This is a genomic window from Acrocarpospora sp. B8E8, assembly GCF_039871605.1.
GTDB lineage: Bacteria > Actinomycetota > Actinomycetes > Streptosporangiales > Streptosporangiaceae > Acrocarpospora > Acrocarpospora macrocephala.
The window spans coordinates 30,129-53,240 of the sequence record NZ_JBDPLV010000067.1 but is presented as its reverse complement, the minus strand read 5'-3'; the positions used below and the strand labels follow the sequence as shown (position 1 = coordinate 53,240).

Here is a 23,112-nt window from a genome sequence, read left to right as displayed (position 1 = left end):
AGGACCCGCTCAAAGACGGGACAATGGCATGGTGAAAATCGGGACGCTCGACGTGTGGCCGCCGGTGGTGCTCGCCCCGATGGCCGGAATCACCAATATCGCCTTCCGCACCCTCTGCCGCGAGCAGGGCGGCGGCCTCTTCGTCTGCGAGATGATCACCTCGCGCGCCCTGGTCGAGCGCAACCCGCTGACCTTCGAAATGATCAGATTCGGCCGGCACGAACGCCCCCGAAGCCTCCAGTTGTACGGAGTCGACCCGGCCATCATCGGCAAGGCCGCTCGAATGATCGCGGAAGAGGATCTGGCCGACCATATCGACCTCAACTTCGGCTGCCCCGTGCCCAAGGTGACGCGACGTGGCGGCGGGTCGGCGCTCCCGTACAAGCGGAGGCTCCTGCGGGCGATCCTGCGCGAAGCCGTCACGAACGCGGGCGGTCTGCCGGTGACGATGAAGATGCGTAAAGGCATCGACGACGATCACCTGACATATCTGGACGCGGGCCGGATCGCCGCCGAGGAGGGAATCGCGGCCATCGCCCTCCATGCCCGCACCGCCAAGCAGCACTACGGCGGCGCCGCCGACTGGGACGCCATCAAACGCCTGAAAGACGCGGTTCCCGACATCCCCGTCCTCGGCAACGGCGACATCTGGACCGCCGACGACGCCCTCCGCATGGTCGCCCACACCGGCTGCGACGGCGTGGTCGTCGGCCGCGGCTGCCTCGGCCGCCCCTGGCTCTTCCGCGACCTGGAAAACGCCTTCAACGGCAGCCCCGACCGCGCCCGCCCCACCCTCGGCGAGGTCACCCGCACCCTCCTCCGCCACGCCGAACTCCTCTGCGAGGTCATCGGCAGCGAACGGTACGGCGTGGCCGACTTCCGCAAACACATCGGCTGGTACCTCAAGGGCTTCGTCGTAGGCGCCGAAACCCGCCGCGTCCTCGCCCTCTCCACCAGCCTGGCCGAACTCGAAGACCATCTCGCCGAACTCGACCACACCCAGCCCTGGCCCGGCGAAGCCGCCGACGGCCCCCGCGGCAAAAGCGGCGAACGCCAGAAAGTTCTGCTCCCACACGGCTGGCTCGACGACCCCGACGAACTGGCCATCCCGTCCCCCGACGCCGAGGACGCCACTTCGGGCGGCTGACCCATACGGCTGATCGACGCTCCGCCGGATCGCGGAGTTACATCCGGCTCAGGCCGCTGACATGGAGGACGGCGAAGCCCGCCTCGTCGGAGGCGGCGAGGTCGACCTCGGCTTTGATGGACCAGTCGCCGTGGCCGGCGGGGTCCTCGATGACCTGGCGGACGCGCCAGAGTTCCTTTTCCTCCTCGATCTGGAGGAAGGCGGGGCCGCGGGCCGAGGGGCCGGTGCCGATCTCGTCGTGTTCCTCGTAGTAGGCGTCCATGGCGGAGGCCCAGTCCACGTCGGGGTAGAGCTCTTCGAGTTCTTCCTGCTTGTCCAGGGCGGTGAGTTCGACCAGGCGGAACATGGCGTTGCGGACCAGGACGCGGAAGGCGCGCGTGTTGGCGGTGACCGGGCGGATCTTGGATTCGAGTTCGTCGCGGGTTTCGAGGGCCTCGGAGGGGTTGGCGAGCTTCTCCCACTCGTCGATGAGGCTGGAGTCGACCTGGCGGACCAGCTCGCCCAGCCATTCGATCAAGTCGATGAGATCGTCGGTCTTGGCGTGTTCGGGGACGGTCTTGGAGAGGGCGCGGTAGGCGTCGGCGAGGTAGCGCAGGACGGTGCCCTCGGAGCGGGCGAGCTCGTAGAACTGGATGTAGTCCACGAAGGTCATCGCGCGTTCGTACATGTCGCGGACGATGCCCTTGGGGCTGACCGTGTGGTCGCCGACCCAGGGGTGGCCCTGGCGGTAGGTCTCGTACGCGCCGAAGAGCAGGGTCTCCAGCGGCATCGGATAGGTGATCTCCTGGAGCAGCTCCATCCGCTCCTCGTACTCGATGCCGTCGGCTTTCATCTGGGCGACGGCTTCGCCGCGGGCCTTGTTGAGCTGGGCGTGCAGGATCTGGCGCGGGTCGTCGAGGGTGGATTCGACGATGGAGACGATGTCCAGCGCGTACGTGGGGGAGTCGGGGGACAGCAGCTCGAAGGTGGCCAGGGCGAAGGTGGACAGGGCCTGGTTGAGGGCGAAGTCCTGCTGGAGGTCGACGGTGAGGCGGGCGCGGCGGCCCTGGTCGTCGGGCTCCTTGAGGGTTTCCACGATGCCGCCCGCGAGCAGGGAGCGGTAGATCGCGATGGCGTGGCTGATGTGGCGGCGCTGCCACTTGCGGTCTTCGTGGTTGTCGGTGAGCAGGCGTTTCATGGCCTGGAAGCAGTCGCCGGGGCGGTTGATGACGGCCAGCAGCATGGCGTTGCTGACCTTGAATCGGGAGGTCAGCGGTTCCGGTTCGGCCGCCTGGAGGTTGGCGAAGGTCTCCTCGCTCCAGTTGACGAAACCCTCCGGGGGCTTCTTGCGGGCGTAGCCGCGGCGGCGTTTGGGGTCATCGCCGATCTTGGCGAGGGCGCGCTCGTTCTCGATGACGTGGTCGGGGGCCTGGCAGGCGACATACCCGATGGTGTCGAATCCGGCGCGGCCGGCGCGGCCCGCGATCTGGTGGAACTCGCGGGCGCGCAGGCGGCGGACGCGGTTGCCGTCGAACTTGGTGAGCGCGGTGAACAGGACGGTGCGGATCGGGACGTTGACGCCGACGCCGAGGGTGTCGGTGCCGCAGATGACCTTCAGCAGGCCGGCCTGGGCGAGGCGTTCCACCAGGCGGCGGTATTTGGGCAGCATGCCGGCGTGGTGCACGCCGATGCCGTGCCGTACCAGCCGGGAGAGCGCACGCCCGAACTTCGTGGTGAACCGGAAATTTCCGATAAGTGCGGCGATGGATTCTTTTTCGGCTTTGGAGCACATGTTGATGGACATGAGCGCCTGGGCGCGTTCCATCGCGGCGGCCTGGGTGAAGTGCACGACGTACACGGGGGCCTGGTTGGTGGTCAGGAACTCTTCCAGGGTCTCGTGCAGCGGACTCATCCGGTACGAGTAGACCAGCGGAACCGGGCGTTCCGAATTCTTGACCACAGCCGTGGGGCGGCCGGTGCGGCGGGTCAGGTCCTTCTCGAAGCGCTCGACGTCGCCCAGCGTCGCCGACATCAGGACGAACTGCGCCTGCGGGAGCTCCAGCAGCGGAACCTGCCAGGCCCAGCCCCGGTCGGGTTCGGCGTAGAAGTGGAACTCGTCCATGATGACCATGCCGACATCGGCGCGCGCCCCCTCGGCCAGCGCCACCTGCGCCAGGATCTCCGCGGTGCAGCAGATGATCGGGGCGTCCGCGTTCACGGAGGCGTCCCCGGTCATCATGCCGACGTTCTCGGTCCCGAACACCGCGCACAGGTCGAAGAACTTCTCCGACACCAGCGCCTTGATCGGAGCCGTGTAGAAGCTGACCTCATCCCGCGCCAGCGCCGCGAAGTGCGCCCCGGCGGCCACCAGGCTCTTCCCGGAACCGGTCGGCGTCGCCAGGATCACGTTGCTGCCCGAGACCACCTCCATGAGGGCCTCTTCCTGCGCCGGATACAGCGTCAGACCACGTTCCTCGTTCCACTGCACGAACGTCTCGAACAGGGAATCAGGGTCGGCGGTCCGCGGCAGTCGCCGCGTGAGGTTGAGGTCCACGCCCCCTATCCTGCCCCCGACAGCCGCATTCGCCGAACGGGAATGTCAGCTCCCGCTGTCAGACCCGCTCCAGCACGACCACCGGGATCTCGCGCGAGGTCTTCTTCTGGTAGTCGTCGTACGCGGGCCAGGCCGCCGCCATCACCCGCCACATGTCCGGCTTCTCCTCGGCGGTGGCCGTGCGCGCGCGAGCCTTGAAGCGCTCGCCCAACACCTGGAACTCCACCTCGGGGTTGGCCTCCAGGTTGAGGAACCACTCCGGTGACTCCGGGGCGCCGCCCTTGGACGCCACCACCAGATACGCGTCCCCATACCGCTGGTAGATCAGCGGCGTGACGTGCTGCTTGCCCGTGCGGCGGCCCTTGGTCGTGAGCAGCGCGGCCGTCGTGCCCTGCCAGTCGTGGCCTTCCTGGCCATCCGTGGCCAGATACCTTTCAATATGTTGCGCACCAAAGAGCATGGTCGCCACCTCCTTTTCGTCCGCCTCAACCATCCGAGGCGTCGATCAATTCCAGGGCGACCTCCAGTGACGTGTCGGCACGCTGGGCGTCCGTCACGTCGGGCATCATGAACCACACCGCATGCAGCGCGAACACGGCCAGCGTCCGCTTCAGCCGGACCGCCAGCGAGTCGTCGCTGTCGACGAAGAACCCCATCAAGGTCAGCATTTTCCCGCGCATCTGGCCCATGGTCTGATGGTCCTTGAGCGCCGTCTGATTGCGCTCCATGAAGCGCATGATCTGGGTCTGGCTGCCCGCGTGCAGCCAGTCGGCATAACGCCGGATGGCCTCGCGCCGGACCTCCGACGTGCGCGGCTGGTCGCGCACCCAGTCGATCAGGGAGTCCATGAAGGACACCCGATCGATCATCATGCTCGCGACGATGTCCTCTTTCGTCTTGAAGTGGTAATACAGTGCCGCTTTCGTCACCCCGAGTTCCTCGGCGATCTCCCGCAGCGAGGTCGCCTCGTAGCCTTGCTCGGTGAAAAGCCGGAGCGCGATCTCCTGGATGCGCGCGCGAGTGTCCCGTGGACGCTCGTCGCCGGTCTCGGTGGCGAACGCACTCTCCGTGCTCGTTCGCTCGCTCATGATCACCTATGTCCCTTTTATTCAACTTGACGGGCGGCAAGTAAGGACCCTACCGTATCTCCGGTACCTAGCCGGTCGGCAAGTAAGTAAGAGTTTATCAAGGGGGCCCCCAATGACGGAAACCTCGGCCGCGCCAGCGCGGTCGAAAGAGGTCATGATCGTCCTGCCAGGCCTGATGCTGGCCATGATGCTGGCGATGCTGGACAACATGATCGTCGGCACGGCCATGCCGCGCATCGTAGGCGAATTAAACGGCCTGGAATACTTCACCTGGGTCACCACCGCCTACGTGCTGGGGACCACCGTCTCCACCCCCATCTGGGGCAAGCTGGGCGACCTTTACGGACGCAAGAACATCTTCCTCGGCTCGATCGTCATCTTCCTGGTCGGCTCCGCGCTCTGCGGCATGGCCGGTTCCGCCCTGTTCGGCGGCGTCGACGGCGGCATGACCGAACTGATCGCGTTCCGCGCGGTGCAGGGTCTGGGCGCGGGCGGTCTGATCGTCGGCGTCATGGCCATCATCGGCGACCTGGTCCCGCCCCGGGAGCGCGGCCAGTACCAGGGCATCATGGCCGCGATCATGTCGCTGGCGATGATCGCCGGTCCGCTGGCCGGGGGATTCATCACCGACCATCTCGACTGGCGGTGGGCCTTCTACGTGAACCTGCCGCTCGGGGGCATCGCGCTGGCCTGGCTGTTCCTCAAGCTCGACCTGCCCAAGCGCCGTACCGAGCACCGCATCGACTGGCTGGGCGCCGCCGTCCTCACCGTCGGCATCACCGCGCTGGTCCTGCTCACCTCGTGGGGCGGCCAGAGCCACGGCTACCCGTGGGGCTCCTGGCAGATCATCTCGCTGGGCGTGCTGGCGGTCGTGTCGCTCGCCCTGTTCGTCCCGATCGAGCGCCGCGCGCCCGAGCCGATCATGCCGCTGCACGTCTTCAAGGACCGCAACTTCAACCTGATCTCCTGGATCGGCTTCCTGCTCGGTTTCGCCATGTTCGGCGCGATCAGCTTCCTGCCGCTGTTCCAGCAGACCGTGCAGGGCTCGACCGCCACCAACTCGGGCCTGCTCCTGCTGCCGATGATGGGCGCGGCCATGGTCGTCTCCCTGTTCGTCGGCCGGGCGATCACGAAGACCGGCAAGTACAAGATCTACCCGGTGCTCGGCGGCGTGGGGATGGCGGCCGGCATGTATCTGCTGTCCCTGATGGACGTCCACACCCCCGCCTGGCAGACCGGTGTCTTCATCGCCGTCCTCGGCCTCGGCATGGGCTTCCTCATGCAGACCACCATGCTGATCGCCCAGAACAGCGTCGAGCAGAAGGACCTGGGCGTCGCCAGCAGCGCCAGCACCTTCTTCCGCTCGATCGGCGGCTCCTTCGGCGTCGCCCTGTTCGGCGCCGTCTTCAACAACCACCTCACCAGCAGCCTGACCGAGAAGTTCGGCGCCGAGGCCGGGAAGATGGTCTCCTCGGGCGGCCAGATGAGCCCCGCCGCCCTGGCCGACCTGCCCCCGGCCATCAAGACCGGCTTCCTGGACTCCCTCGCCGGTGCCATCAGCGGAGTGTTCGTCTGGGCGCTCATCTTCGCCGTGCTCGTCCCCGTCCTGGCCGTCTTCGTGAAGGAGGTCCCGCTCCGCGGTGGCAACGAGCCCACCCCGGAGCCGGAACCGGCCGCCGTCCTCTGACCAAGCAGCCGGGGTACGGCTGCGGCAGCCGTACCCCGTCAGCCTTTGACGGCCCCCGCGGTCAGGCCGCTGACGATGTATTTCTGCAGCCACAGGAAGACGCCGACCGTGGGGATGGCGGTCAGCAGGGCGCCCGCGGCGAACATGCCGAAGTTGGCGTTGCGTACGTCGTTGCCGAGCATGCCGAACATGCCCACCGCCAGGGTCTTGGTCTCCGGGTCGCGGAGGAAGACGCTGGCGACGATGAACTCGCTGATGATGCCGATGAAGGCCAGCAGCCCAGTGACCGCGATGATCGGGGTCACCAGGGGCAGGATGATCCGGAAGAAGATCTGGGCGTGGGTCGCGCCGTCGATCGCCGCGGACTGGTCCAGTTCCTTGGGGACGGTGTCCAGGAAACCCTTCATCAGATAGGTGTTCACGCCCAGCGCGCCGCCCATGTAGAGCAGGAACAGGCCGCCCATCGAGTCGAAGCCGAAGGCGGGCCAGAGCTCGCTCACCCGGGTGAACATCATGATGATGGCGACGATGGCCAGGAACTGCGGGAACATCTGGATCAGCAGCAGCGAGAGCAGGCCCACCCGGCGGCCGGCGAACCGCATCCGGCTGAACGCGTAGGCCGCGCAGACGCCCAGGAAGATGCTGGAGAAGGCCGAGATCAGCGCCAGCGCCAGCGAGTTCACCATCCACCGCAGGAACGGGTAGTTCGGGTTGCCGAAGAGCTTCCCGAAATTGTCCAGGGACGCCCCGGTGGGCAGCAGCTCCGAGGAGCCGAGGGTGCCCAGCGGATTGAGGGCCGCCGACAGCACGAACAGGATCGGGAAGACGGCGAACAGGGTGAGCGTGATCAGCACCAGGTGCCGCCAGCCCATCTTCCTGAGCCACGTCATGCGTACACCTCCTCTTGGTAACGCGTCCGGCGGAAGGCCAGCGCCGAGATGATCCCGACCAGGATGAAGATGAAGACCGAGATCGCCGCGGCGAAGCCGAATTCGGCGGAGCCGCCCTCGAAGGCCAGCCGGAAGGTGTAGGTGATCAGCAGGTCCGTGCCGCCGACGGTGGTGTTGTCGACGGAGAAGGGCGCGCCGTTGGTGGTCAGCCGGATCGCGTTGAAATTGTTGAAGTTGAACGCGAACGAGGAGATCAGCAGCGGAGTGACCGCGATCAGCAGGAGCGGCAGCGTGACCCGGCGGAAGTTGTGCCAGGGGGTGGCGCCGTCGATCCTGGCGGCCTCGCCGAGTTCCGACGGGATGGCCTGCAGGGCACCGGTCGTGACCAGGAACATGTAGGGGAAGCCCAGCCACAGGTTCACCAGGATGACCGCGAACCGCGCGCTGACCGGTTCGCCGAACCAGTCGGTGTGCAGGCCGAGCACCCGGTTGATCAGCCCGAAGTCGGTGTTGAACATGTCCCGCCAGACCAGGAACATCGCGAACGCCGGCATCGCGTAGGGCAGCACCAGCAGCACCCGGTACAGGCGCGTGCCCCGCACCTTCACGCCGTGCAGGGCGAGCGCGGCGATCAGGCCGATCCCGAACGTGCCGAGCACGCTGGCGGCGGCGAAGAACAGGTCCCAGGCGAACAAGCTCAGGAAATGCGCCGAGATCCGCGGATCGGTGAAGACCCGGGTGAAGTTCGAGAACCCGACGTTCACCTGCCAGCCCTGGGCGAGCCGGGACCCGTCGGCGGCGACGAAGGCGCCCTCATCCGGATCGGCCGTCCATTTCTGCCCGGTCGCGCTGTCGGTGACGCAGTCACAGTCCGGTGCGTACGCCTTCGCGGCCCGCCCTTCGAAAGCGCGGCTCAACCCGTTCGCCTTGATCGCGCCCGCGGCGGTCGGCACGGTCAGGGCGGAGATCTCCGCGCCCCGGGCCGCCGCCTGCGGAATCGTCAGGACCTGGAACCCCGGCGCGCTGAGCACCTTGCCGGTCAGCCCGAGCTCGGCGCCCGAGACGGGTTCCAGGCCGGCTGCCGTACCCGCCTGGACCTGCTTGGTGGCGGTGTCGACCAGCAGGAAGACCAGCTCGCCGTCGCGTACGGCGACCGACAGGTTGTACTCGGGGGAGCCGGGGACCTGGGCGACCGACGAGGTCTGGATGGAGGTGATCGCCTCTTCCTTGGTGCCCCGGTGGCCCTCGCCGAAGTTGGTGAAGGCCGTGCTCAGGGTGAAGAGCACCGGGAAGATCTGGAAGGCGATCAGGAACACCGTGCCGGGAACCAGGTATTTCAGCGGCAGGTGCCGTCGGCTGAGGTAGACGTAGGCGATCAGCGCGGTGGCGGCGGCCAGGACCGTCAGGCCGGTCCAGCTCTCCGCCGCGATCAGCGGCGGCGCGGCGTAGAACGCGACGGCGGAGCCGACCGCGAGCACGAGGATCCGGCTCACCACGAACCCGGTGCTCAGCTCCCGCCGGGGCCGGGCGAGCGCGCGCCGATGCCCGGAGGGCGGGGAATCCTGCCCCGCCCTGGGCTTCGTCTTCACTTCTCGATGGCCTCGGTGATCGCCTTGTTGGCGGCGGCCGCGGCCTTCGCCGGGTCCCCGCCGTTGATGACGGCGGCCTCGGCCACGCCGAACGGCTGCCAGATGGCGGCCATCTGCGGGATCGCGGGCATCGGGATGCCCGTCTTGCCGGCTTCGATGAACTTGCCCATGTCCGGGTTGGCGGCCTTGGCCTGGTCCAGGGCGGCGGTCAGCGCCGGCGGGCGCGGGTCGGCGTTGTAGAGGGCCATCGCCACGTCCGGGTTGGTCACGTAGTTGGTGACGAACTCCTGCGCGAGCGCCTTGCTCTTGCCCTTGCTGGCGACGTAGAAGGTCTGCACGCCCACGAACGGGGTGGCGGGGGAGCCGCCGTCGAAGGCGGGCACGGCGGTGACGTCGTAGCTGATCCCGGCCTTCTTCACATCCGCGATCGCCCACGGGCCCGAGATCAGGTAGGCGCACTTGCCGGACGCGAACGTCGCGATCGTGTTGTCGTTGCCCAGCGACGTCTTGAGCGCGCCGACGCCCTTCTTGCCCAGCTCGTTGAGCTTGGTGAACGCCGGAGCCGAGTCACCGACCGTGATCTTGGTGGGGTCGGGGTCGCCGCTGGCGGTGGTGCCGAACAGCGAACCGCCCGCCGAGGAGTAGAACGGGTAGATGTGATAGGCGTCGCCTTCCTGGCCGACCGGGACGCAGAGGATCTCCGACACCTTCCCGGCCTTCTTCAGCGCCTGGCCGCTCTCGATCAGCGCCTCCACCGACGCCGGGGCCTCCGGCGCCAGCGCGGTGTTGCGGATCAGGCCCAGGTTCTCCACCGCGTACGGCGCGCCATAGGTCTGCCCGCCGAAGGTGACCGCCTTGATGGCGATCTCCTGGAAGGCGCTCTTCTGCTCCGCGGTGAGCTGGACCGGGTCGATCGAGCCGTTCTGGACGAGGTTGCCGATCCAGTCGTGCGCGGCGATCAGCACGTCGGGGCCGCTGCCCTGCTGGGAAGCGGTGAGGAACTGGTTCTGGAGCTCCTCGGCGATCTCCTTGATCTCGACGGTGACGCCGTTCTCCTTGCCGAACTGCTCGGTGAACGGCTTGAGCGCGGCCGTACGGACCGGGTCGGCCCAGATGACGAGCTTGCCGTTGCCCTTGTCGACGGCGGGAGCCGAGGCGGGGGCGGAATCGGCGGGGGCGGCGGCCGGCTGGTCGCTGCCGCAGGCGGTCAGTCCGAGCACGATGCCGAGCAGGGCGGCACTCAGACCCGCGGCGCGCTTGCGCATGGGTTTCTCCTCTGAAGGGGTCAGGCCCGCAGACGCGGTCCTCGGGGGAATCCACCGTTGGTGCCGCGAAGTTAGCAACCCATTGCAAGAACTGGAAGAGTTTTCAACCAGCCAACATCAGGCTTGGGCGAGCTGCGCGGCAAAGCGCGAGCTTGCAGCGTCCTTGCACAGTCGCCGAGACCTAATCGTTAGGAAATGTCCAGCTAAATCAGCACGCGTTGGGGCGATTTTGCCTCCGATCTTGGTTGGAAGCTTGCTGCAAGTTTCTGGGTCGACGTTGCTGTCCTTCGGTCGTCCTGGGCAGCACGAAGCCAGCCCAGGACGACCAGAGACGATCAGACTCAGGCAGGGCGCTCGGTCCGGTCGCCGGACCAGTCCGTGTGGAACGTCCCGTCACGGTCGATCCGGCGGTAGGTGTGCGCGCCGAAGTAGTCGCGCAAGCCCTGGATGAGCGCGGCGGGCAGCCGCTCCCGGCGCAGCCCGTCGTAGTAGGCCAGCGCCGAGGAGAACCCAGGCGTCGGCACGCCGATCTGCGCGGCCGTGGACACCACCCGCCGCCAGGCCTGCTGGGCCTCGGTCAGCGCGTCGGCGAACGTCGGGTCGGCCAGCAGCGTGGGCAGCTGCGGATTCGCCTCGTACGCCGCCCGGATCCGGTCCAGGAACCGGGCCCGGATGATGCAACCGCCCCGCCAGATCGTCGCCATCGCGCCGCGGTCGATGTTCCAGCCGTATTCCTCGCTGGCGGCGGTGATCTGGTCGAAGCCCTGGGCGTACGCGATGATCTTGGATGCGTACAGGGCCAGCCGGACGTCCTCCACCAGGGAGTAGTTCGGCGCGGTCCCGTTCGGCCCCTGCAGGTGGCGCGCGGCGTCCCGCTGCTCCGGGTGGCCGGACAGCGCGCGGGCGAACACCGCCTCGGCGATGCCGGTCACCGGCACCCCCAGATCCAGCGCGCTCGTCACGGTCCAGCGGCCGGTGCCCTTCTGCTCGGCCTGGTCCACGATCACGTCCACCAGCGGCTGCCCGGAGGCGTCCACATGATCGAGCACCTCGGCGGTGATCTCGATCAGGTACGACTCCAGGTCGCTCCGGTTCCACTCCCGGAAGATCTCCGCCAGCTCGGCGGGGGAGCGGCCCAGCGCCTGCCGGAGCAGGTCGTAGGCCTCCGCGATGAGCTGCATGTCGGAATACTCGATGCCGTTGTGCACCATCTTCACGAAGTGCCCGGCGCCGTCGGGGCCGACGTGCACGCAGCACGGCACGCCGTCCACCTGGGCCGCGATGCTCTCCAGCATCGGCCCCAGGTCCCGATACGCCTCCGCGGCGCCGCCCGGCATGATGCTCGGGCCGTTGAGCGCGCCCTCCTCACCGCCGGAGATGCCCGCCCCGACGAAGTGCAGCCCGCGCTCCTTCAACGCCGCCTCCCGGCGCCGGGTGTCGGAGAAGTGCGCGTTGCCGCCGTCGATGATCATGTCGCCCGGTTCCATGTGGGCGGCCAGTTCCTCGATCACCGCGTCGGTGCCGGGACCGGCCTTCACCATGATGATCGCGCGGCGCGGGCGGCGGAGCGAGGCCACGAACTCGGCCATCGAGCTCGCGGGCAGGAACGCGCCCTCGTCCGAATGATCCGCCATGAGCTGCTTGGTCTTGCTCTCCGAGCGGTTGTGCACCGCCACCACGTAGCCGTGGTGGGCGAAGTTCCTGGCCAGGTTGCGGCCCATTGTCGCCAGGCCGGTGACTCCGATGTCTGCTGTCTCCATGAGCCGCTCCTTTCCTTGAGGCCAGGTCAGTAACCGTACGACGAGCCCCCGGCTTTACTCGGCGTCGGGGTGGGGGTTGCGGTTGGAGTCGCGGACGCCCCGGTGCCTGCTGCGGCGGCGTTGGACGGCTTCAGCAGCCCCAGCAGACCGTGCTGGGCCTTGCTGATCCCGGCCGAGAACCAGAGCGAGTTCACGCCGCCGTTCTCGGCGGTCCCACGTTCCAGATCCCACAGACCCTCGATCGCGATCGGCGAACCGTTGGCGTTGCGCAGCGGGCCGAGGTAACGGCCGTTACGTGGATTGTAGGCGTTGACCCAGCCGTCGCCGAAGTTGCCCACCAGCAGGGCGCCGGAGAACCCGCCGAAGCCCTGCGGCGCGATCGTCATCGCCCACGGCGCGTTGAGCGCGCCCCGGTTGACGACCCGCCCGAGGAACCGGCCGTTCGCGGTGAACTGGCTGACGAAGCCCTTGCCCTTGCCAGGCACGACCTTGCCCGTGGCGTTGTCGCGCACGGCGTACGCGACCAGGACCGAGTTGCCGACGATCTCGACGTTCCACGGCGAGTAGGTGGCGGGCATGGTCGGGTCGCGGAACTGCCAGCGCGCCAGCCGTACCCGGTTGAAGTCGCTGTCGAAGACGTGCACCTTTTTGTGGGAGAACGACGGGGCCAGCAGGAACTGGCCCTTGTTGGTCTCCATCAGGGCCAGGCCCTTGTAGTCGGCGTTGCGGGTGAACGCGGCGATCTGGGCGTTCTTCGCGTCCACCTCGGCGTTCCACGCGGTGATCGCGCCGGACGGGCTGGAGAAGATGAACGTGGCCGGTTTGCCCTTGATGGTGAAGCCGTCACCCTTGTTGACGACCTGTCCGGTGGGCGCGCCGCCCGGGATCGCGACCTCGGTCTGCTCCTTCTTGACCGCGCCGGAGTAGACGGTCGCGGTGCCCGTGCCCGTGCCCGAGACCCAGAGGGTCTTGCCCATGGCGAGCCCCCACGGGTTGACCAGCTTGGGGTCGGTGACGGTGGCTTTGCCCGCCACGTCGGAGACGAGGTTGACCTGGCTGAACCGGGTCGCCAGGCCTCTGGGTGTGTGTCCTGCCGTCGCTTTGGGTTTAGATTTCGTGGCCGGGGTTTTCGTGGTCGCGTGCGCCGTGCCGGGGATGCTCAGGATGAGAGCGCCGGCACAGAGAACGGCGATGCGTGATCGCATCGAGCCTCCTAGAAACCTGCTCGGGGTTCTTGACTGCTGAGGTAGCTGAGTTCGCGAAGCTCCCTTACGGGCCGAGATACGCGGACGTTTCAGGTTCGGTTCAGCGGATGAAAAAACCTGGTAATCAGATAGGCTTTGTGGAGTTAACGACCCGGCAAAGCTCGGCGGCCGCCGGGACCTGGGCGTCTATCGTCGTCGTGTGATCAACGGAGACCCGCACGTGTTCCTACCGCAGCCTGCCCTTTCGGCCGTCGCAGTCCCCCCGCCCGGCGAGGGTCCCGGCTTCTGGGCGGGCGCGCCCAGCGCCGTCGCCGCCGACGGCTTCGTCTACCTCGCCTACCGGCTGCGCCGCCCCGTCGGCGAGGGTCGTGGGTACGCCGTGGTGGTGGCCCGCTCGACCGACGGCCAGAGCTTCGAACCCCTGCTCACCATCACCAAAGAGCAGATGCACACCGAATCCCTGGAACGTCCCACCCTCGTCCGCACGCCCGCCGGTTCGTGGCGGCTCTACCTCAGCTGCGCGACGTACGGCACGAAACACTGGCGGGTGGAACTCCTCGAAGCCGCCACCCCCGCCGCCTTCGACCCCGCCCAGGCCCGCGTGGTCCTCCCCGGCGACCTCAAAACCGGCGTCAAGGACCCCGTCATCGTCCACCACGACGGCATCTGGCACCTGTGGGCATCATGCCACCCGCTGGAAATCCCCGCCGAAGCCGACCAGATGGTCACCGACTACGCCACCAGCCCCGACGGCCTCGACTGGACCTGGCACGGCACCGCCCTCGACCGCCGCCCCGGCCACTGGGACTCCCGCGGCGTCCGCGTCTCCGCCGTCCAGTTCACCCCCCACGGCCTCACCGCCTACTACGACGGCCGCGCCTCCGCCCCCGAAAACTACGAGGAACGCACCGGCCTGGCCACCGGCCCCGATCCCTCCACCCTCGCCGCCCACGGCCACACCCCCCACGCCCAATCCCCGTACGGCGGCCTCCGCTACCTGGAAATCCTCCCCCTCCCGGAGGGCCACACCCGCCTCTACTACGAGTACACCCGCCCCGACGGAGCCCACGAACTCCGCACCGAACTCCTCCAATCACCCCAGAACTGACCACATCAACTCTGGTTGTGCTCGCCCCTCTTGAGGTATACCAATCGCTATACTCGCTCTGTGAGTGCCGGAGAGTGGGACGTCTACGTCGTCAACGAGGTACGGGGACTGGATCACTGCGCTTGACGACGCGACCAGGTCCCGGATCGTCCAGGCGATCGATGCCCTGGCCGAGGGCGGACCTGGGCTCGGCCGTCCTCTTGTCGACACGATTACCGGCTCAAAAATCTCAAGGAATTGCGTCCCGGCACCGTTCGGATTCTCTTCGCCTTCGAGCCATGGAGATCGAGCATCCTTCTGGTCGCCGGTGACAAGGCAGGCCGATGGAACGCTTGGTACCAGGAGGCCATCCCCCTGGCGGAGCAGCGCTATGAGATCTACATCAAGGAACGAGCACAGGAAGAGGAGGGTGGCCGATGAACAGTTACGTGCGATGGCAGGACATTCGGGCGGAGCTTGTCGAGCAGGCCGGTGGCGAGGAGGCTGTGGCGGCTGGCAAGGAGGAGCTTCTCGCCGAGGTTCGCGGTCACCGGCTAGCTGAGATCCGGCGTGCCCGGGGTCTTACGCAGCAGGAGGTCGCCAACCGGATGGGCGTCACCAAGGGCCGCGTCTCGCAGATCGAACAGGGCAAGATCTCGGGCTATGAAGTCCTGGTGCGCTACGCGATCGCACTTGGCGGCCGCCTCCACCAGTCCATTTACTTCGATGACGGCGATATAGCGGCCATCGCGTAAGCCGTTGCATAGGCCGTTGCCGGGGCCAGCCTCGGGTGCGGCCGTTGCGGGATTGGGATTGGCCGGTGGAGCGGGTGCCTACCAGGCCGCCGGGGCGGGGGCGGAGATGGCGGCTCTACCTCAGCTGCGCGACGTACGGCACGAAACACTGGCGGGTGGAACTCCTCGAAGCCGCCACCCCCGCCGCCTCCGACCGCGGGCAGGCGCTCGGCTGCGCACTGTACGGCTGGCACCACCTCACCGGCGAACTGCCGCGCCGCCCGCTGGCCGCCGCCCGCTTCGGCCGCCCCTACAGCGACAGCGAGATCGGCCTGAGCGAGTCACTGAGAACGTAGGGCTGAGCTGCAACAGCTGAGCTGCAACAATGAACCCCATGACGGCCCCACCGCTGCGGTCCGCCGCCCGCGTGATCGCACTGGACGACGACGACAACGTGCTGCTGCTGCGCTACGACGAAAACGGCGGATTCTGGGCAACCCCCGGAGGATCCCTCGACCCGGGGGAGGATTACCCGACCGCGGTCCGCCGCGAGCTACGCGAAGAACTCGGCGTCGATGACGCACAGGTTCGCCTTGGCGCGCAGATCGCCGAACGCAGCAAGATCCACCAGGTCGGCGGCCACGACGTCCGTCAGGTGGAGCAGTACTACCTCGCTCACCTCGCCGCCACCGCGATCAACCCAGCCCGAGCCACCCAGCCCGACACCATCCGTGCCTGCCACTGGTGGACCCTCGACGAACTACGCGATACCCGCGAGACTATCTACCCGTTCGGCCTCGCCGACCTGATCGCAGAGATCCTCGCCGCCGGAGTGCCGGACACGCCGGTCGTCCTGCGCTGACGAGCGCGGCTGCGGGGTGTTGCCACGGGCGTCAGTCCTCGTCGTCCCCGTCGTGGGACGCGTCGGGGTCACGCAGGTCGCGGATCGCGCCTGGAGCCAGATCCGGCAGAAGGGAACTGTAGGTCCCTTGCGTGAGATCGGCGAGAAGATCTACGGCGCCGGAGATCATCTGGATGATGTCATTGAGGATCTTGGCTGGGGTGACCCCGCGCCCGACGCCGCTTGGGCCGATACTGACGCCGCCTCCTGCAACTCCACTTCATCGGGTAGCCCCAGCGCCCCTCGAACATGCCGCGTCACCACCGGTGGCACCTCGGCGAGTTTCGGGAAGTACCCCAGCGGCGGGTAGGACTTCAGCCACACCACCAGCGCCAGTAGATGACGTTCATCCTGGGTCCGGCCCCGCGCCCACGCCGCCTCGGCGTCGGTCGGCGTGAAGGACTCCGCCAACTCCCGGGCCGACACCACCCGGACAAACCGCGGATTACGCGGTCCGATCGATCGAGGTCACGTACAACCCCCGAGACCGCCACCAACACGACGACGATCACCCTAACGATCAACCATCAGCCCGCGATCCCTGGCAGCCCTGGCGACCAGGACCGCTCGCAGGACGGCGATGGTGAGCATGAGCGGCCAACTGCTCATCGGTCCTGATGAGCCGCAATCCTTCCTCGAACGTTCGCTGCAAATTCACGAGCCGAGCAAGACCGCTGACCGCGAATGTCGTGCACACCCCCTGGTTCGGCTAGCTTGGGAGGCATCCGTAGGGATTCGTGGATCCTTTCCAAGCTGCAATTACGTCTTCGGTGGGTCGATGGCCAGGACCTCACTTAGTTCCCTGACGGCAGCGAAATTACGCTGGGCCAAGGGGATAGCTCGCAGTACCATGCGCGCGGTCTCCAGCACATGACTGCTGCGATAGGCGGCGGGCGAGTCCGCGATCACGGCGGCGGCCAGTCGTGTGCCTTCCTCGATGCCGCCGTTGGCGACAGTGCACAGGGCTCGATGCAGGATCACGTTGGTGCCGTACACGTAATCGGTGGTCAGCGCCAAGACGGTATCCCTCTGTGCGTCGTGGTGGCTTTCGCGGCCTGCTGCGGCGTTGATCCAACTAGCCGCGAAATGGATCTGGTCTGGCTTCCAGAACCCCAGTGGATCCCCCTTTATCGTCTCGGCCAGGCCCGTCAGACTGTGCATCACCGCGAGTGCTTCGCCATGGCGGCCGATCATGCTGAGTGCCTTGGCCTCCGTGGCCATCAGGCTGGCACCTGTGGTCGTCAGCCCCGTATTCGGGCGGCTTGTGAGTTGCTGAGCTGAGCGAACGAGGTGGAGCACGGTTTCCGGGCTTCGCTGGCCGTACAGGCCATGAGCGGCCTCCTGACCCCGGATCAGCAGGTCGAGCGAAAGATCTCCGGAGGCGTCGGCGGCCCGGCGTGCGGTACGCCACCATCGAATCGCCGCCCCGTGATCGGCCAAGCGCGTCAGTGCGTTGGCATGGACAGCGGACAGCGCCGCAAGGACGCGCTGCAACTCGATGATCTCCGCAGGCTTCGCGATCTTCATTTGCCGTTCCAGGGCAAGCAGATCGATGGCCAGGTCCGCGGCCACCTGGGCCGGTGGGCGGGTGCGCAGTGCGTGGAGGTGATCGGCGCGGGAGATCTCCCACTCTTCGATGCTGCGGGCGTGGTCTTGGTCAAGTAGTTGGCGAACGGGTTCGGAACCGCCGACGAGTCCCAAGGTGAGATTGGCGGCGGCGATCTGGAGTAAACGACGGCGTTCCGTGGCGTCCTCCTGCGGGACTGGTGTCTTGGTTTCCAGGGTATGAAAACGGTCGAGATCCGTCACAACGCCGTGAAGCGCTACAAGGTGGCCCTTGGCGTTCAGCGCGGAATCCAGGCGTTCCACAACACTCGAATGCGGACGCACCAGCCCCCGCTCCCATTTGGAAAGATCTCCGTGGTCGCTGTAGGTCTGCTTGGCGACTTCCTGCAGGGTGACTCCCCGAACATCCTCACGCCAATGCCGAATGGCCGCCCCCAGCAGATGCCACGGCGAAGCACCTGGGTCCACACGCTCGGAGGCTCGCGACATGCCTGCTCCCGCATTTTGGTGATTGTGGCGACGGCGGCCCCACAATCATTCCCCTTGGTCGGCTGCTGGTTCATCTCCAATATGGCATTGCCGTAAGCCCAAAAGCCGAAGTTTCGGCGGGCTCGTCAAGCCGTTGCCCCGCGCTCGACGAGCCCTTGGACAGGAATCGAGGCCCTGACCCATGAATGCGACTGAAGCGATTCAGGGATCACCCATCACTGTGCTGGGCGTCATCGACCTTCCCGGGCGACCAGTCGCGGCGCCGAGCGCGCGGAAGTTCGCTCGCGCGCTGTTCGCCGGTGTGGCCGATGACCGGCTGGATGACCTGGCACTGGTCGTCGGCGAGTTGGTCGCGAATTCGGTGCGCCATTCGGACTCCGGCCGCAACCCGAACGGGGAGGTCACCGTCGCGGTCGCGAGCTACCAAGGCACCATCTATGTCAACGTGACCGACGACGGGTCGGCCACCAGCGTCCCGCACCTACGGCTTCCCTCCGACGTGGAACGCCTCGGCGGGCGCGGTCTGCGTGTGGTCGACCAGATCGCCGACAATTGGGGCTACCGCGACCGGGACACGAGACGGGTAGTCTGGCTCCGCCTGAACGAGCGAGACCACAACCCCGACGACCCTCCGCCATGGCCGCCGCCCTGGTCACAAGCCATCCGCGAGATGTCGGAGGGACCGTCGTACGAGATCGTGCCGGGCTTGTACTTCGAGGTCCCGCCTGGGCTCATTCCCGATCCCACACCCGGGCTCATTCCCGATCTCGCGCCCGGGACGGCCGAGCCCGAACCCCCACGGCCGCCCGTCCACGATCAGATCACGATGATCGCCATGGCCGTGGCCGAGAGGATCCGTACGGGAGAGATCGTCGCGCACCAGCGGCTGACCACCCGCCAACTGATGGCTGAACACGGCATTTCCCGAGGCAGCGCCTGGTCAATCCTTCGGCGGCTGGTTTTCACATGGTGGGCATACGACACCGAACGCAAAGGCGTCCGGGCTGCTCCCTACCGCGACTGGCCTCGGCAAGGGGCCTCGATGGCCCTCATACCGGCACCCGCCGACCGCCATGACGGGGCAAGGTCCAGGGTCGCCTAAGAATGTCAGCCTCGGGGGCGGCCGTTGCGGGACTGGGATTGGCCGGTGGGGCGGGTGCCTACCAGGCCGCCGGAGCGGGGGCGGGGGCGGAGCCAGTCGGAGAAATCCTCGTTTGTGGTGGATTGCAGGAGGGCGATGTCGGGGGCGAAGTGGGGGAGGAGGGACTGGCGTTGGGTCCAGGTGAGGGGTTGGCGGGGGTTGGCACGGTGTTGGAGGAGGCGGGTGAGGGGGGCGGTCAGGCGTTGGCCGGCGAGGCGGTCGGATAGGCGGACCAGGTGGGAGAGGAGGCGGTGGCGGGGGGTTTCGGCGGGGTGGGCGGTGACGTTCTCGCGGGGGATCGTGGTGAGGATGTCCTGGTCGACGTCGAGGAACGCGCAGATGCGGTTGAGGGTGGGGGCGGGGCGGTCGAGGAGGTCGCGGTAGCGGAAGAGCAGGACTTGGTCGCGGGGGAAGAGGGTGTAGAGGTGGGCGAGTTGCTCGCCGTAGCGGCCCAGGGAGATGTAGTGCCAGAAGGGGGCCCAGCCGGCGCGGATGCGCTGGGGTTCCTGGGCGCATGCTTTCAGGAAGTCGCCGATGGGTTCCAGGCCCGCGGACCAGAGGTGGGTCCAGTTGGAGTGGGCGCGTTCGACCGGGTCGCGGAGGGTGACGATGAGTTTGGCGTGCGGGATCAGGTCGTGGATCCGGCGCTGGGCCTCGAGGTCGTACAGGTAGAACGGGGTGGATTCGCCGTTGACGGCGCCGGGGCGGAATAAGGACTCGTAGTCGGGGCGGCGCCAGATGTGCTCGCGGTAGGTGTCGGCGTCGCCGGGGCCGCCGGTGGTGGGGGGCGGGCCGTCGGTGAGAAAGAACTTGGGTTCCTTGACGGCGGACAGGTGCAGCTGGGGGTGGCCGGCCAGGGCGGTGTGCAGGGCGGTGGTGGCGGCCTTGGGCGCGCCGATCACCAGGAAGTCGGGCAGCGGCATGGGCAACCTCCTACTTTTCCTACAAATTTAGTTGGTAATTATGCCTCCTGAAAAGGGGCAGCGCCTCCCGGGTGATCCGGGAAGCGCTGCCGGGTGATCAGTAGCGTTCTGCCAGGTTCGAGTTGATCTCCGTGAGGATCAGCGTCGAGTCGGTGTAGCGGATGAGGTTGGCCAGGGTCGGGGGCTGGGCCAGTGTTGCTTGCACGTAGCGGACGGCGTCGCCCACCGTGTGCAGGCCCAGGCGCTGGATGGTGATCGTGTGGATCTGGGTGCCCGCGTTGATCCTGCGGGTCGCCAGGTTGAGGGTGGTGGCCAGGAGTTCCGCCCGGAGTGTGCGCGGCTGGGTCACCGGCAGGAACAGGACGGCCGAGGCCTCGGACTGGGACAGCGCGCCGTTGGCGGCGGAGTTGTCCGCGCCGTCGAAGCGGGTGTCGGTGGCTTGGACGCGAGCCAGCGCCTCCGGGGTGCGGAGGTTCGTGTTCAGCGCCCACAGGGTGGAGAGCAGCGGCTGTCGGCTTGGCGCGACCGCGGTGATGGTGGTCGCCGAGGAGCCCGTCACCGGGGCGAACGCGCAGCCGTTCGTCCCGCCGTAGGTCACGGCGGCGGCGCCGGTCACCGTGGCGCCGGCCTCCAGGAGCAGGCTGGGCCGTGCGGTGAAGACGACGGCGCCCGTCCCGGCCGCAGCGACCGTGCCGAGGTTCCAGGTCAGGGTCGTCGTGCCGTCGGAGTTCCTGGTCACGGAGGCCGGGCGGGGACCGGCGCCGGTGTCGAGAGCCGTGCTGTAGTACACGTTCGCGGGGAGCGTGTACTTCAGAGTGGCTCCGGTGGCGGCGGCGCTGCCGGTGTTGCGGTGGGTCACCGTGTAGGTGATCGCCTCACCGGCGTTCACGGTCGCGGTCGCGGCGGAGGTCACCGCCATGACCGGGACGTGCGCCTTGGTCGTGGTCGTGGCCGTGTTGTCGGCCAGGGTCTCCGCCGGTTCCGGGGTGCCTTCGGCGTTCTTGCCGGTCACCGCGGCGGTCGCGGTCAGCGTGGCGCCGTCGGTGGCCGTGCACGGCACCGTGTATGTGAACGTCTCGGTCCTCGATCCGCCCGGCGCGAGGTTGGGGACCGTACGGGTGACCGGATCGCCCACCGGAGGAGTAAAGGTCACCGAGGTGGCGGTCGAGCCGCTGCCGCCCTTGTTGCCGATGGTCACGGTCGCGGTCACCGTGTCGCCACCGGCCGCGTCGGCCTTGTCCACGGTCAGCCCTGCGGTCAGGTCGGCCGAGGTCACCTTGAGCGCCGAGTCACCGGTCAGCTCCTGGACAGTCGGCCCGTGCGAGCCGTCGGACCAGTACGGGCTGCTGGTGAAGCTGTACTTCAGCCGGTCCCAGTCCGGCGGACTGAGCAGGGTCTCGGTGTTCGAGGTGTTCGTGCAGCCCGGGTCGATGGTCGGGATGTGGTTGATGTTGGCCTGCGCGCTGGCCGAGAACGGCGGGCCGTCGCCGGTCCAGTCGATCGGCGCGCTCGCGGAGCCGAGGGTCCAGTTGCCGCCGACCCCGTAGATGACCGGACGGGCGACGCCGGGCAGGCCCGGGTTCGAGGTCTCGTCGAGGTCGTCCTCCTTCAGGTTCATCTTGCCGAACCGCTGGTAGTCGAGCGGGCGGTTGCCGTCGATGTTGGCGAACTGCCAGGAGTAGCTCATCACGCTCTGGTAGTTCGGCTTGCAGTTGAGGTCGTCGACGGTCCCGTTGTCGCGGCGCCCGCCGTGGCCCAGGCCGAAGGTGTGGCCCAGCTCGTGCAGCAGGGTGGCCTGCTCGGCGGCGGCCCTCCCGCCGACATTGTTGAACATGTTGGCGGTCCAGACGCCCAGCGAGACGACGAAGTCGTTGCCGCCCTGCTCGTGCAGCTCGGCCCGGCCGGAGGTGGTGCCGCTGTTGGTCAGCCCGTTGATGAACAGGCCGTACCGGAACCGCTGGCGCTTGAAGTTGAGAATGTCGCTGCACAGCGGGCTGGCCCGGTCGGCGGCGCTGCCGAAGCTGCCGGTGCCGGTGGTGCCGCAGGCCATGGCGGGGTTGCCCTGTTTGATGTCGTCGAAGTCGTCGTACGTGCCCGGTGGCCGTACATCACCGAAGTCGATCCTGCCGGCGAACGGGACCTGCTCGTCTTCGATCAGATGCAGGGCCAGGCCGCTCGCGCCGGTCTGCGTGTTGGTCACCAGGGCGTTGTTGAACACCTGCTCCACCCTGCTCAGCACGCCGGGCTGCGGCTTCAGGCCGGCCATCCAGTCGATCTCGACGTAGATGTCGCGGCGGGTGGGATCGGCGTCCGGCAGCGTCATGTCGACCACGTTGTCGTTGTTGAAGTCCCGGCCGCGGAACTCCTCGTAGTCGGTGAATCCGTCGCCGTCGGAGTCGGCCGCGCTGGCCGGGGTGATCTCGAAGCAGACCTGTACGGCTGGCTTCGGGTCGGCCCCGAAGATCCCACCGCCCTCCTCGCCGTTGCCGGCCACACATCCGGTGGACGAGGTCAGGTCACCGGTGACACTGCCGTTGATCATGTTCACCGTGACCCGGGTGAACGGGTCGCCCTCCCGCGGCGAGGTGTCGGCCCAGTCGTCCCCGCTGGTGGAGTCGTGGTCCTTGATCAGGATGGAGATCTCCTGTTCGACCACGGTGGTGGGGATGTCCCGGGTGAGCTCCCAGAACGGGGCGACCTGTTCCTGGTCCTCGGCCGCTCTCGGGGTGGTGTGTACGGGGAATCCGGCAAAGGTGATCTCGCCGTAGAAGTCGGGTGCGCTCTCTCCGGCGGCTTCGAGCCCTTCATTGCGGCAGGGATCGATGCAGTTCACCAGGAGGATGCGCACGGTGAGCGGCTGGGTCGCGGCCGCTCTCACTTGGGCGGGAACGATGGACAGGCCCGCGATGACCAGGAGGAACGCGAGCGCTGCCCGTAAGGGTCTGGTCAGCATATTTGCAACGATGTTGGGGATTGCGGGTGGATGGCATGAGTAGCCCCGTACTCAACCGAACACGCTGCGTGGTGATTTGTCCTGGCTTGTTGTGGTTTCGGGGAGTAATTAGTTGTGCCGGATCTGTTGTTCTCGCGGTGGCCGGCGGGATTGG

General features: G+C 67.5%; 19 protein-coding genes and 1 pseudogene. 8 read left to right on the top strand and 12 right to left on the bottom strand.

Annotated elements, in window-relative coordinates; translation table 11 throughout:
- The first annotated feature begins 28 nt into the window (after positions 1-28).
- Positions 29-1,147, top strand: coding sequence for a tRNA dihydrouridine synthase DusB (gene dusB, locus ABGB08_RS42875; protein WP_347602846.1), 1,119 nt, complete (start codon positions 29-31; stop codon positions 1,145-1,147).
- Between the two features lie 37 nt (positions 1,148-1,184).
- Here the strand turns inward: dusB and ABGB08_RS42870 are convergent, their stop codons facing one another.
- Genes ABGB08_RS42870 through ABGB08_RS42860 form a run of 3 tightly spaced genes read right to left on the bottom strand, consistent with a single transcriptional unit; the run spans position 1,185 to position 4,768 of the window.
- Complete coding sequence (locus ABGB08_RS42870; protein WP_347602843.1) at positions 1,185-3,680, bottom strand: DUF3516 domain-containing protein; 2,496 nt, start codon at positions 3,678-3,680, stop codon at positions 1,185-1,187.
- Between the two features lie 58 nt (positions 3,681-3,738).
- Positions 3,739-4,140: a nitroreductase family deazaflavin-dependent oxidoreductase gene (locus ABGB08_RS42865; RefSeq protein WP_347602840.1), complete on the bottom strand. Its 402-nt coding sequence runs from the start codon at positions 4,138-4,140 to the stop codon at positions 3,739-3,741.
- Positions 4,141-4,165: 25 nt separating this feature from the next.
- Positions 4,166-4,768 (bottom strand): helix-turn-helix domain-containing protein, encoded by a 603-nt coding sequence (locus tag ABGB08_RS42860; RefSeq protein ID WP_347602837.1) that lies wholly within the window; start codon positions 4,766-4,768, stop codon positions 4,166-4,168.
- 112 nt (positions 4,769-4,880) lie between these two features.
- Here ABGB08_RS42860 and ABGB08_RS42855 point away from each other — a divergent pair, with 112 nt between their 5' ends.
- Positions 4,881-6,455: an MDR family MFS transporter gene (locus ABGB08_RS42855; RefSeq protein WP_347602834.1), complete on the top strand. Its 1,575-nt coding sequence runs from the start codon at positions 4,881-4,883 to the stop codon at positions 6,453-6,455.
- 38 nt (positions 6,456-6,493) lie between these two features.
- Here the strand turns inward: ABGB08_RS42855 and ABGB08_RS42850 are convergent, their stop codons facing one another.
- From ABGB08_RS42850 to ABGB08_RS42830, 5 genes are all read right to left on the bottom strand, one after another.
- Positions 6,494-7,345, bottom strand: a complete 852-nt coding sequence (locus ABGB08_RS42850) for a sugar ABC transporter permease (protein ID WP_347602831.1) — start codon at positions 7,343-7,345, stop codon at positions 6,494-6,496.
- Positions 7,342-8,934, bottom strand: coding sequence for an ABC transporter permease subunit (locus tag ABGB08_RS42845; protein WP_347602828.1), 1,593 nt, complete (start codon positions 8,932-8,934; stop codon positions 7,342-7,344). The genes ABGB08_RS42850 and ABGB08_RS42845 overlap by 4 nt, the downstream gene beginning before the upstream one ends.
- On the bottom strand, positions 8,931-10,199 hold the full coding sequence (locus ABGB08_RS42840; protein WP_347602825.1) for a maltose ABC transporter substrate-binding protein: 1,269 nt from the start codon (positions 10,197-10,199) through the stop codon (positions 8,931-8,933). The genes ABGB08_RS42845 and ABGB08_RS42840 overlap by 4 nt, the downstream gene beginning before the upstream one ends.
- 341 nt (positions 10,200-10,540) lie before the next feature.
- The gene (gene gndA, locus ABGB08_RS42835; RefSeq protein WP_347602822.1) at positions 10,541-11,959 is read right to left on the bottom strand and encodes an NADP-dependent phosphogluconate dehydrogenase; all 1,419 of its coding nucleotides are present in this window, start codon (positions 11,957-11,959) and stop codon (positions 10,541-10,543) included.
- Positions 11,960-11,985: 26 nt separating this feature from the next.
- Entirely contained in the window at positions 11,986-13,164 is a 1,179-nt protein-coding gene (locus tag ABGB08_RS42830) for a TIGR03118 family protein (RefSeq protein WP_347602819.1), read from the bottom strand.
- A gap of 199 nt (positions 13,165-13,363) precedes the next feature.
- Between ABGB08_RS42830 and ABGB08_RS42825 the strand changes: the two genes are divergently transcribed.
- The 5 genes and pseudogenes from ABGB08_RS42825 to ABGB08_RS42805 all read left to right on the top strand — a co-directional run bounded on the left by ABGB08_RS42825 (position 13,364) and on the right by ABGB08_RS42805 (position 15,847).
- Complete coding sequence (locus tag ABGB08_RS42825) at positions 13,364-14,272, top strand: hypothetical protein (protein WP_347602816.1); 909 nt, start codon at positions 13,364-13,366, stop codon at positions 14,270-14,272.
- A 60-nt stretch (positions 14,273-14,332) separates the two neighbouring features.
- Positions 14,333-14,692 (top strand): annotated as a pseudogene (locus ABGB08_RS42820) (type II toxin-antitoxin system RelE/ParE family toxin).
- Positions 14,689-15,006: a helix-turn-helix transcriptional regulator gene (locus tag ABGB08_RS42815; protein WP_347602813.1), complete on the top strand. Its 318-nt coding sequence runs from the start codon at positions 14,689-14,691 to the stop codon at positions 15,004-15,006. The pseudogene ABGB08_RS42820 and the gene ABGB08_RS42815 overlap by 4 nt, the downstream one beginning before the upstream one ends.
- 65 nt (positions 15,007-15,071) lie before the next feature.
- Entirely contained in the window at positions 15,072-15,341 is a 270-nt protein-coding gene (locus ABGB08_RS42810; RefSeq protein ID WP_347602810.1) for a hypothetical protein, read from the top strand.
- 38 nt (positions 15,342-15,379) lie between these two features.
- Positions 15,380-15,847 (top strand): NUDIX domain-containing protein, encoded by a 468-nt coding sequence (locus ABGB08_RS42805; RefSeq protein WP_347602807.1) that lies wholly within the window; start codon positions 15,380-15,382, stop codon positions 15,845-15,847.
- Between the two features lie 31 nt (positions 15,848-15,878).
- Here the strand turns inward: ABGB08_RS42805 and ABGB08_RS42800 are convergent, their stop codons facing one another.
- Both ABGB08_RS42800 and ABGB08_RS42795 read right to left on the bottom strand, forming a co-directional pair.
- Positions 15,879-16,016 (bottom strand): hypothetical protein, encoded by a 138-nt coding sequence (locus tag ABGB08_RS42800; protein ID WP_347602804.1) that lies wholly within the window; start codon positions 16,014-16,016, stop codon positions 15,879-15,881.
- 629 nt (positions 16,017-16,645) lie between these two features.
- The gene (locus ABGB08_RS42795; protein ID WP_347602801.1) at positions 16,646-17,941 is read right to left on the bottom strand and encodes a helix-turn-helix transcriptional regulator; all 1,296 of its coding nucleotides are present in this window, start codon (positions 17,939-17,941) and stop codon (positions 16,646-16,648) included.
- A 181-nt stretch (positions 17,942-18,122) separates the two neighbouring features.
- Here ABGB08_RS42795 and ABGB08_RS42790 point away from each other — a divergent pair, with 181 nt between their 5' ends.
- On the top strand, positions 18,123-19,043 hold the full coding sequence (locus tag ABGB08_RS42790; RefSeq protein ID WP_347602798.1) for an ATP-binding protein: 921 nt from the start codon (positions 18,123-18,125) through the stop codon (positions 19,041-19,043).
- 5 nt (positions 19,044-19,048) lie between these two features.
- Here the strand turns inward: ABGB08_RS42790 and ABGB08_RS42785 are convergent, their stop codons facing one another.
- A complete protein-coding gene (locus ABGB08_RS42785) occupies positions 19,049-20,005 on the bottom strand; it encodes a sulfotransferase (RefSeq protein WP_347602795.1) in 957 nt (318 codons plus the stop codon).
- Between the two features lie 97 nt (positions 20,006-20,102).
- On the bottom strand, positions 20,103-22,958 hold the full coding sequence (locus tag ABGB08_RS42780; RefSeq protein WP_347602792.1) for a CARDB domain-containing protein: 2,856 nt from the start codon (positions 22,956-22,958) through the stop codon (positions 20,103-20,105).
- Between the last annotated feature and the right edge of the window lie 154 nt (positions 22,959-23,112).

Coding starts and splice junctions, on each gene's coding strand:
- ABGB08_RS42795 (WP_347602801.1), bottom strand. CDS start 17,941: ATGTCGCGAGCCTCCGAGCGTGTGGACCCAGGTGCTTCGCCGTGGCAT.
- ABGB08_RS42850 (WP_347602831.1), bottom strand. CDS start 7,345: ATGACGTGGCTCAGGAAGATGGGCTGGCGGCACCTGGTGCTGATCACG.
- ABGB08_RS42800 (WP_347602804.1), bottom strand. CDS start 16,016: ATGATCTCCGGCGCCGTAGATCTTCTCGCCGATCTCACGCAAGGGACC.
- ABGB08_RS42815 (WP_347602813.1), top strand. CDS start 14,689: ATGAACAGTTACGTGCGATGGCAGGACATTCGGGCGGAGCTTGTCGAG.
- ABGB08_RS42830 (WP_347602819.1), bottom strand. CDS start 13,164: ATGCGATCACGCATCGCCGTTCTCTGTGCCGGCGCTCTCATCCTGAGC.
- ABGB08_RS42785 (WP_347602795.1), bottom strand. CDS start 20,005: ATGCCGCTGCCCGACTTCCTGGTGATCGGCGCGCCCAAGGCCGCCACC.
- dusB (WP_347602846.1), top strand. CDS start 29: ATGGTGAAAATCGGGACGCTCGACGTGTGGCCGCCGGTGGTGCTCGCC.
- ABGB08_RS42865 (WP_347602840.1), bottom strand. CDS start 4,140: ATGCTCTTTGGTGCGCAACATATTGAAAGGTATCTGGCCACGGATGGC.
- ABGB08_RS42780 (WP_347602792.1), bottom strand. CDS start 22,958: ATGCTGACCAGACCCTTACGGGCAGCGCTCGCGTTCCTCCTGGTCATC.
- ABGB08_RS42790 (WP_347602798.1), top strand. CDS start 18,123: ATGAATGCGACTGAAGCGATTCAGGGATCACCCATCACTGTGCTGGGC.
- ABGB08_RS42855 (WP_347602834.1), top strand. CDS start 4,881: ATGACGGAAACCTCGGCCGCGCCAGCGCGGTCGAAAGAGGTCATGATC.
- ABGB08_RS42840 (WP_347602825.1), bottom strand. CDS start 10,199: ATGCGCAAGCGCGCCGCGGGTCTGAGTGCCGCCCTGCTCGGCATCGTG.
- ABGB08_RS42805 (WP_347602807.1), top strand. CDS start 15,380: ATGACGGCCCCACCGCTGCGGTCCGCCGCCCGCGTGATCGCACTGGAC.
- ABGB08_RS42860 (WP_347602837.1), bottom strand. CDS start 4,768: ATGAGCGAGCGAACGAGCACGGAGAGTGCGTTCGCCACCGAGACCGGC.
- gndA (WP_347602822.1), bottom strand. CDS start 11,959: ATGGAGACAGCAGACATCGGAGTCACCGGCCTGGCGACAATGGGCCGC.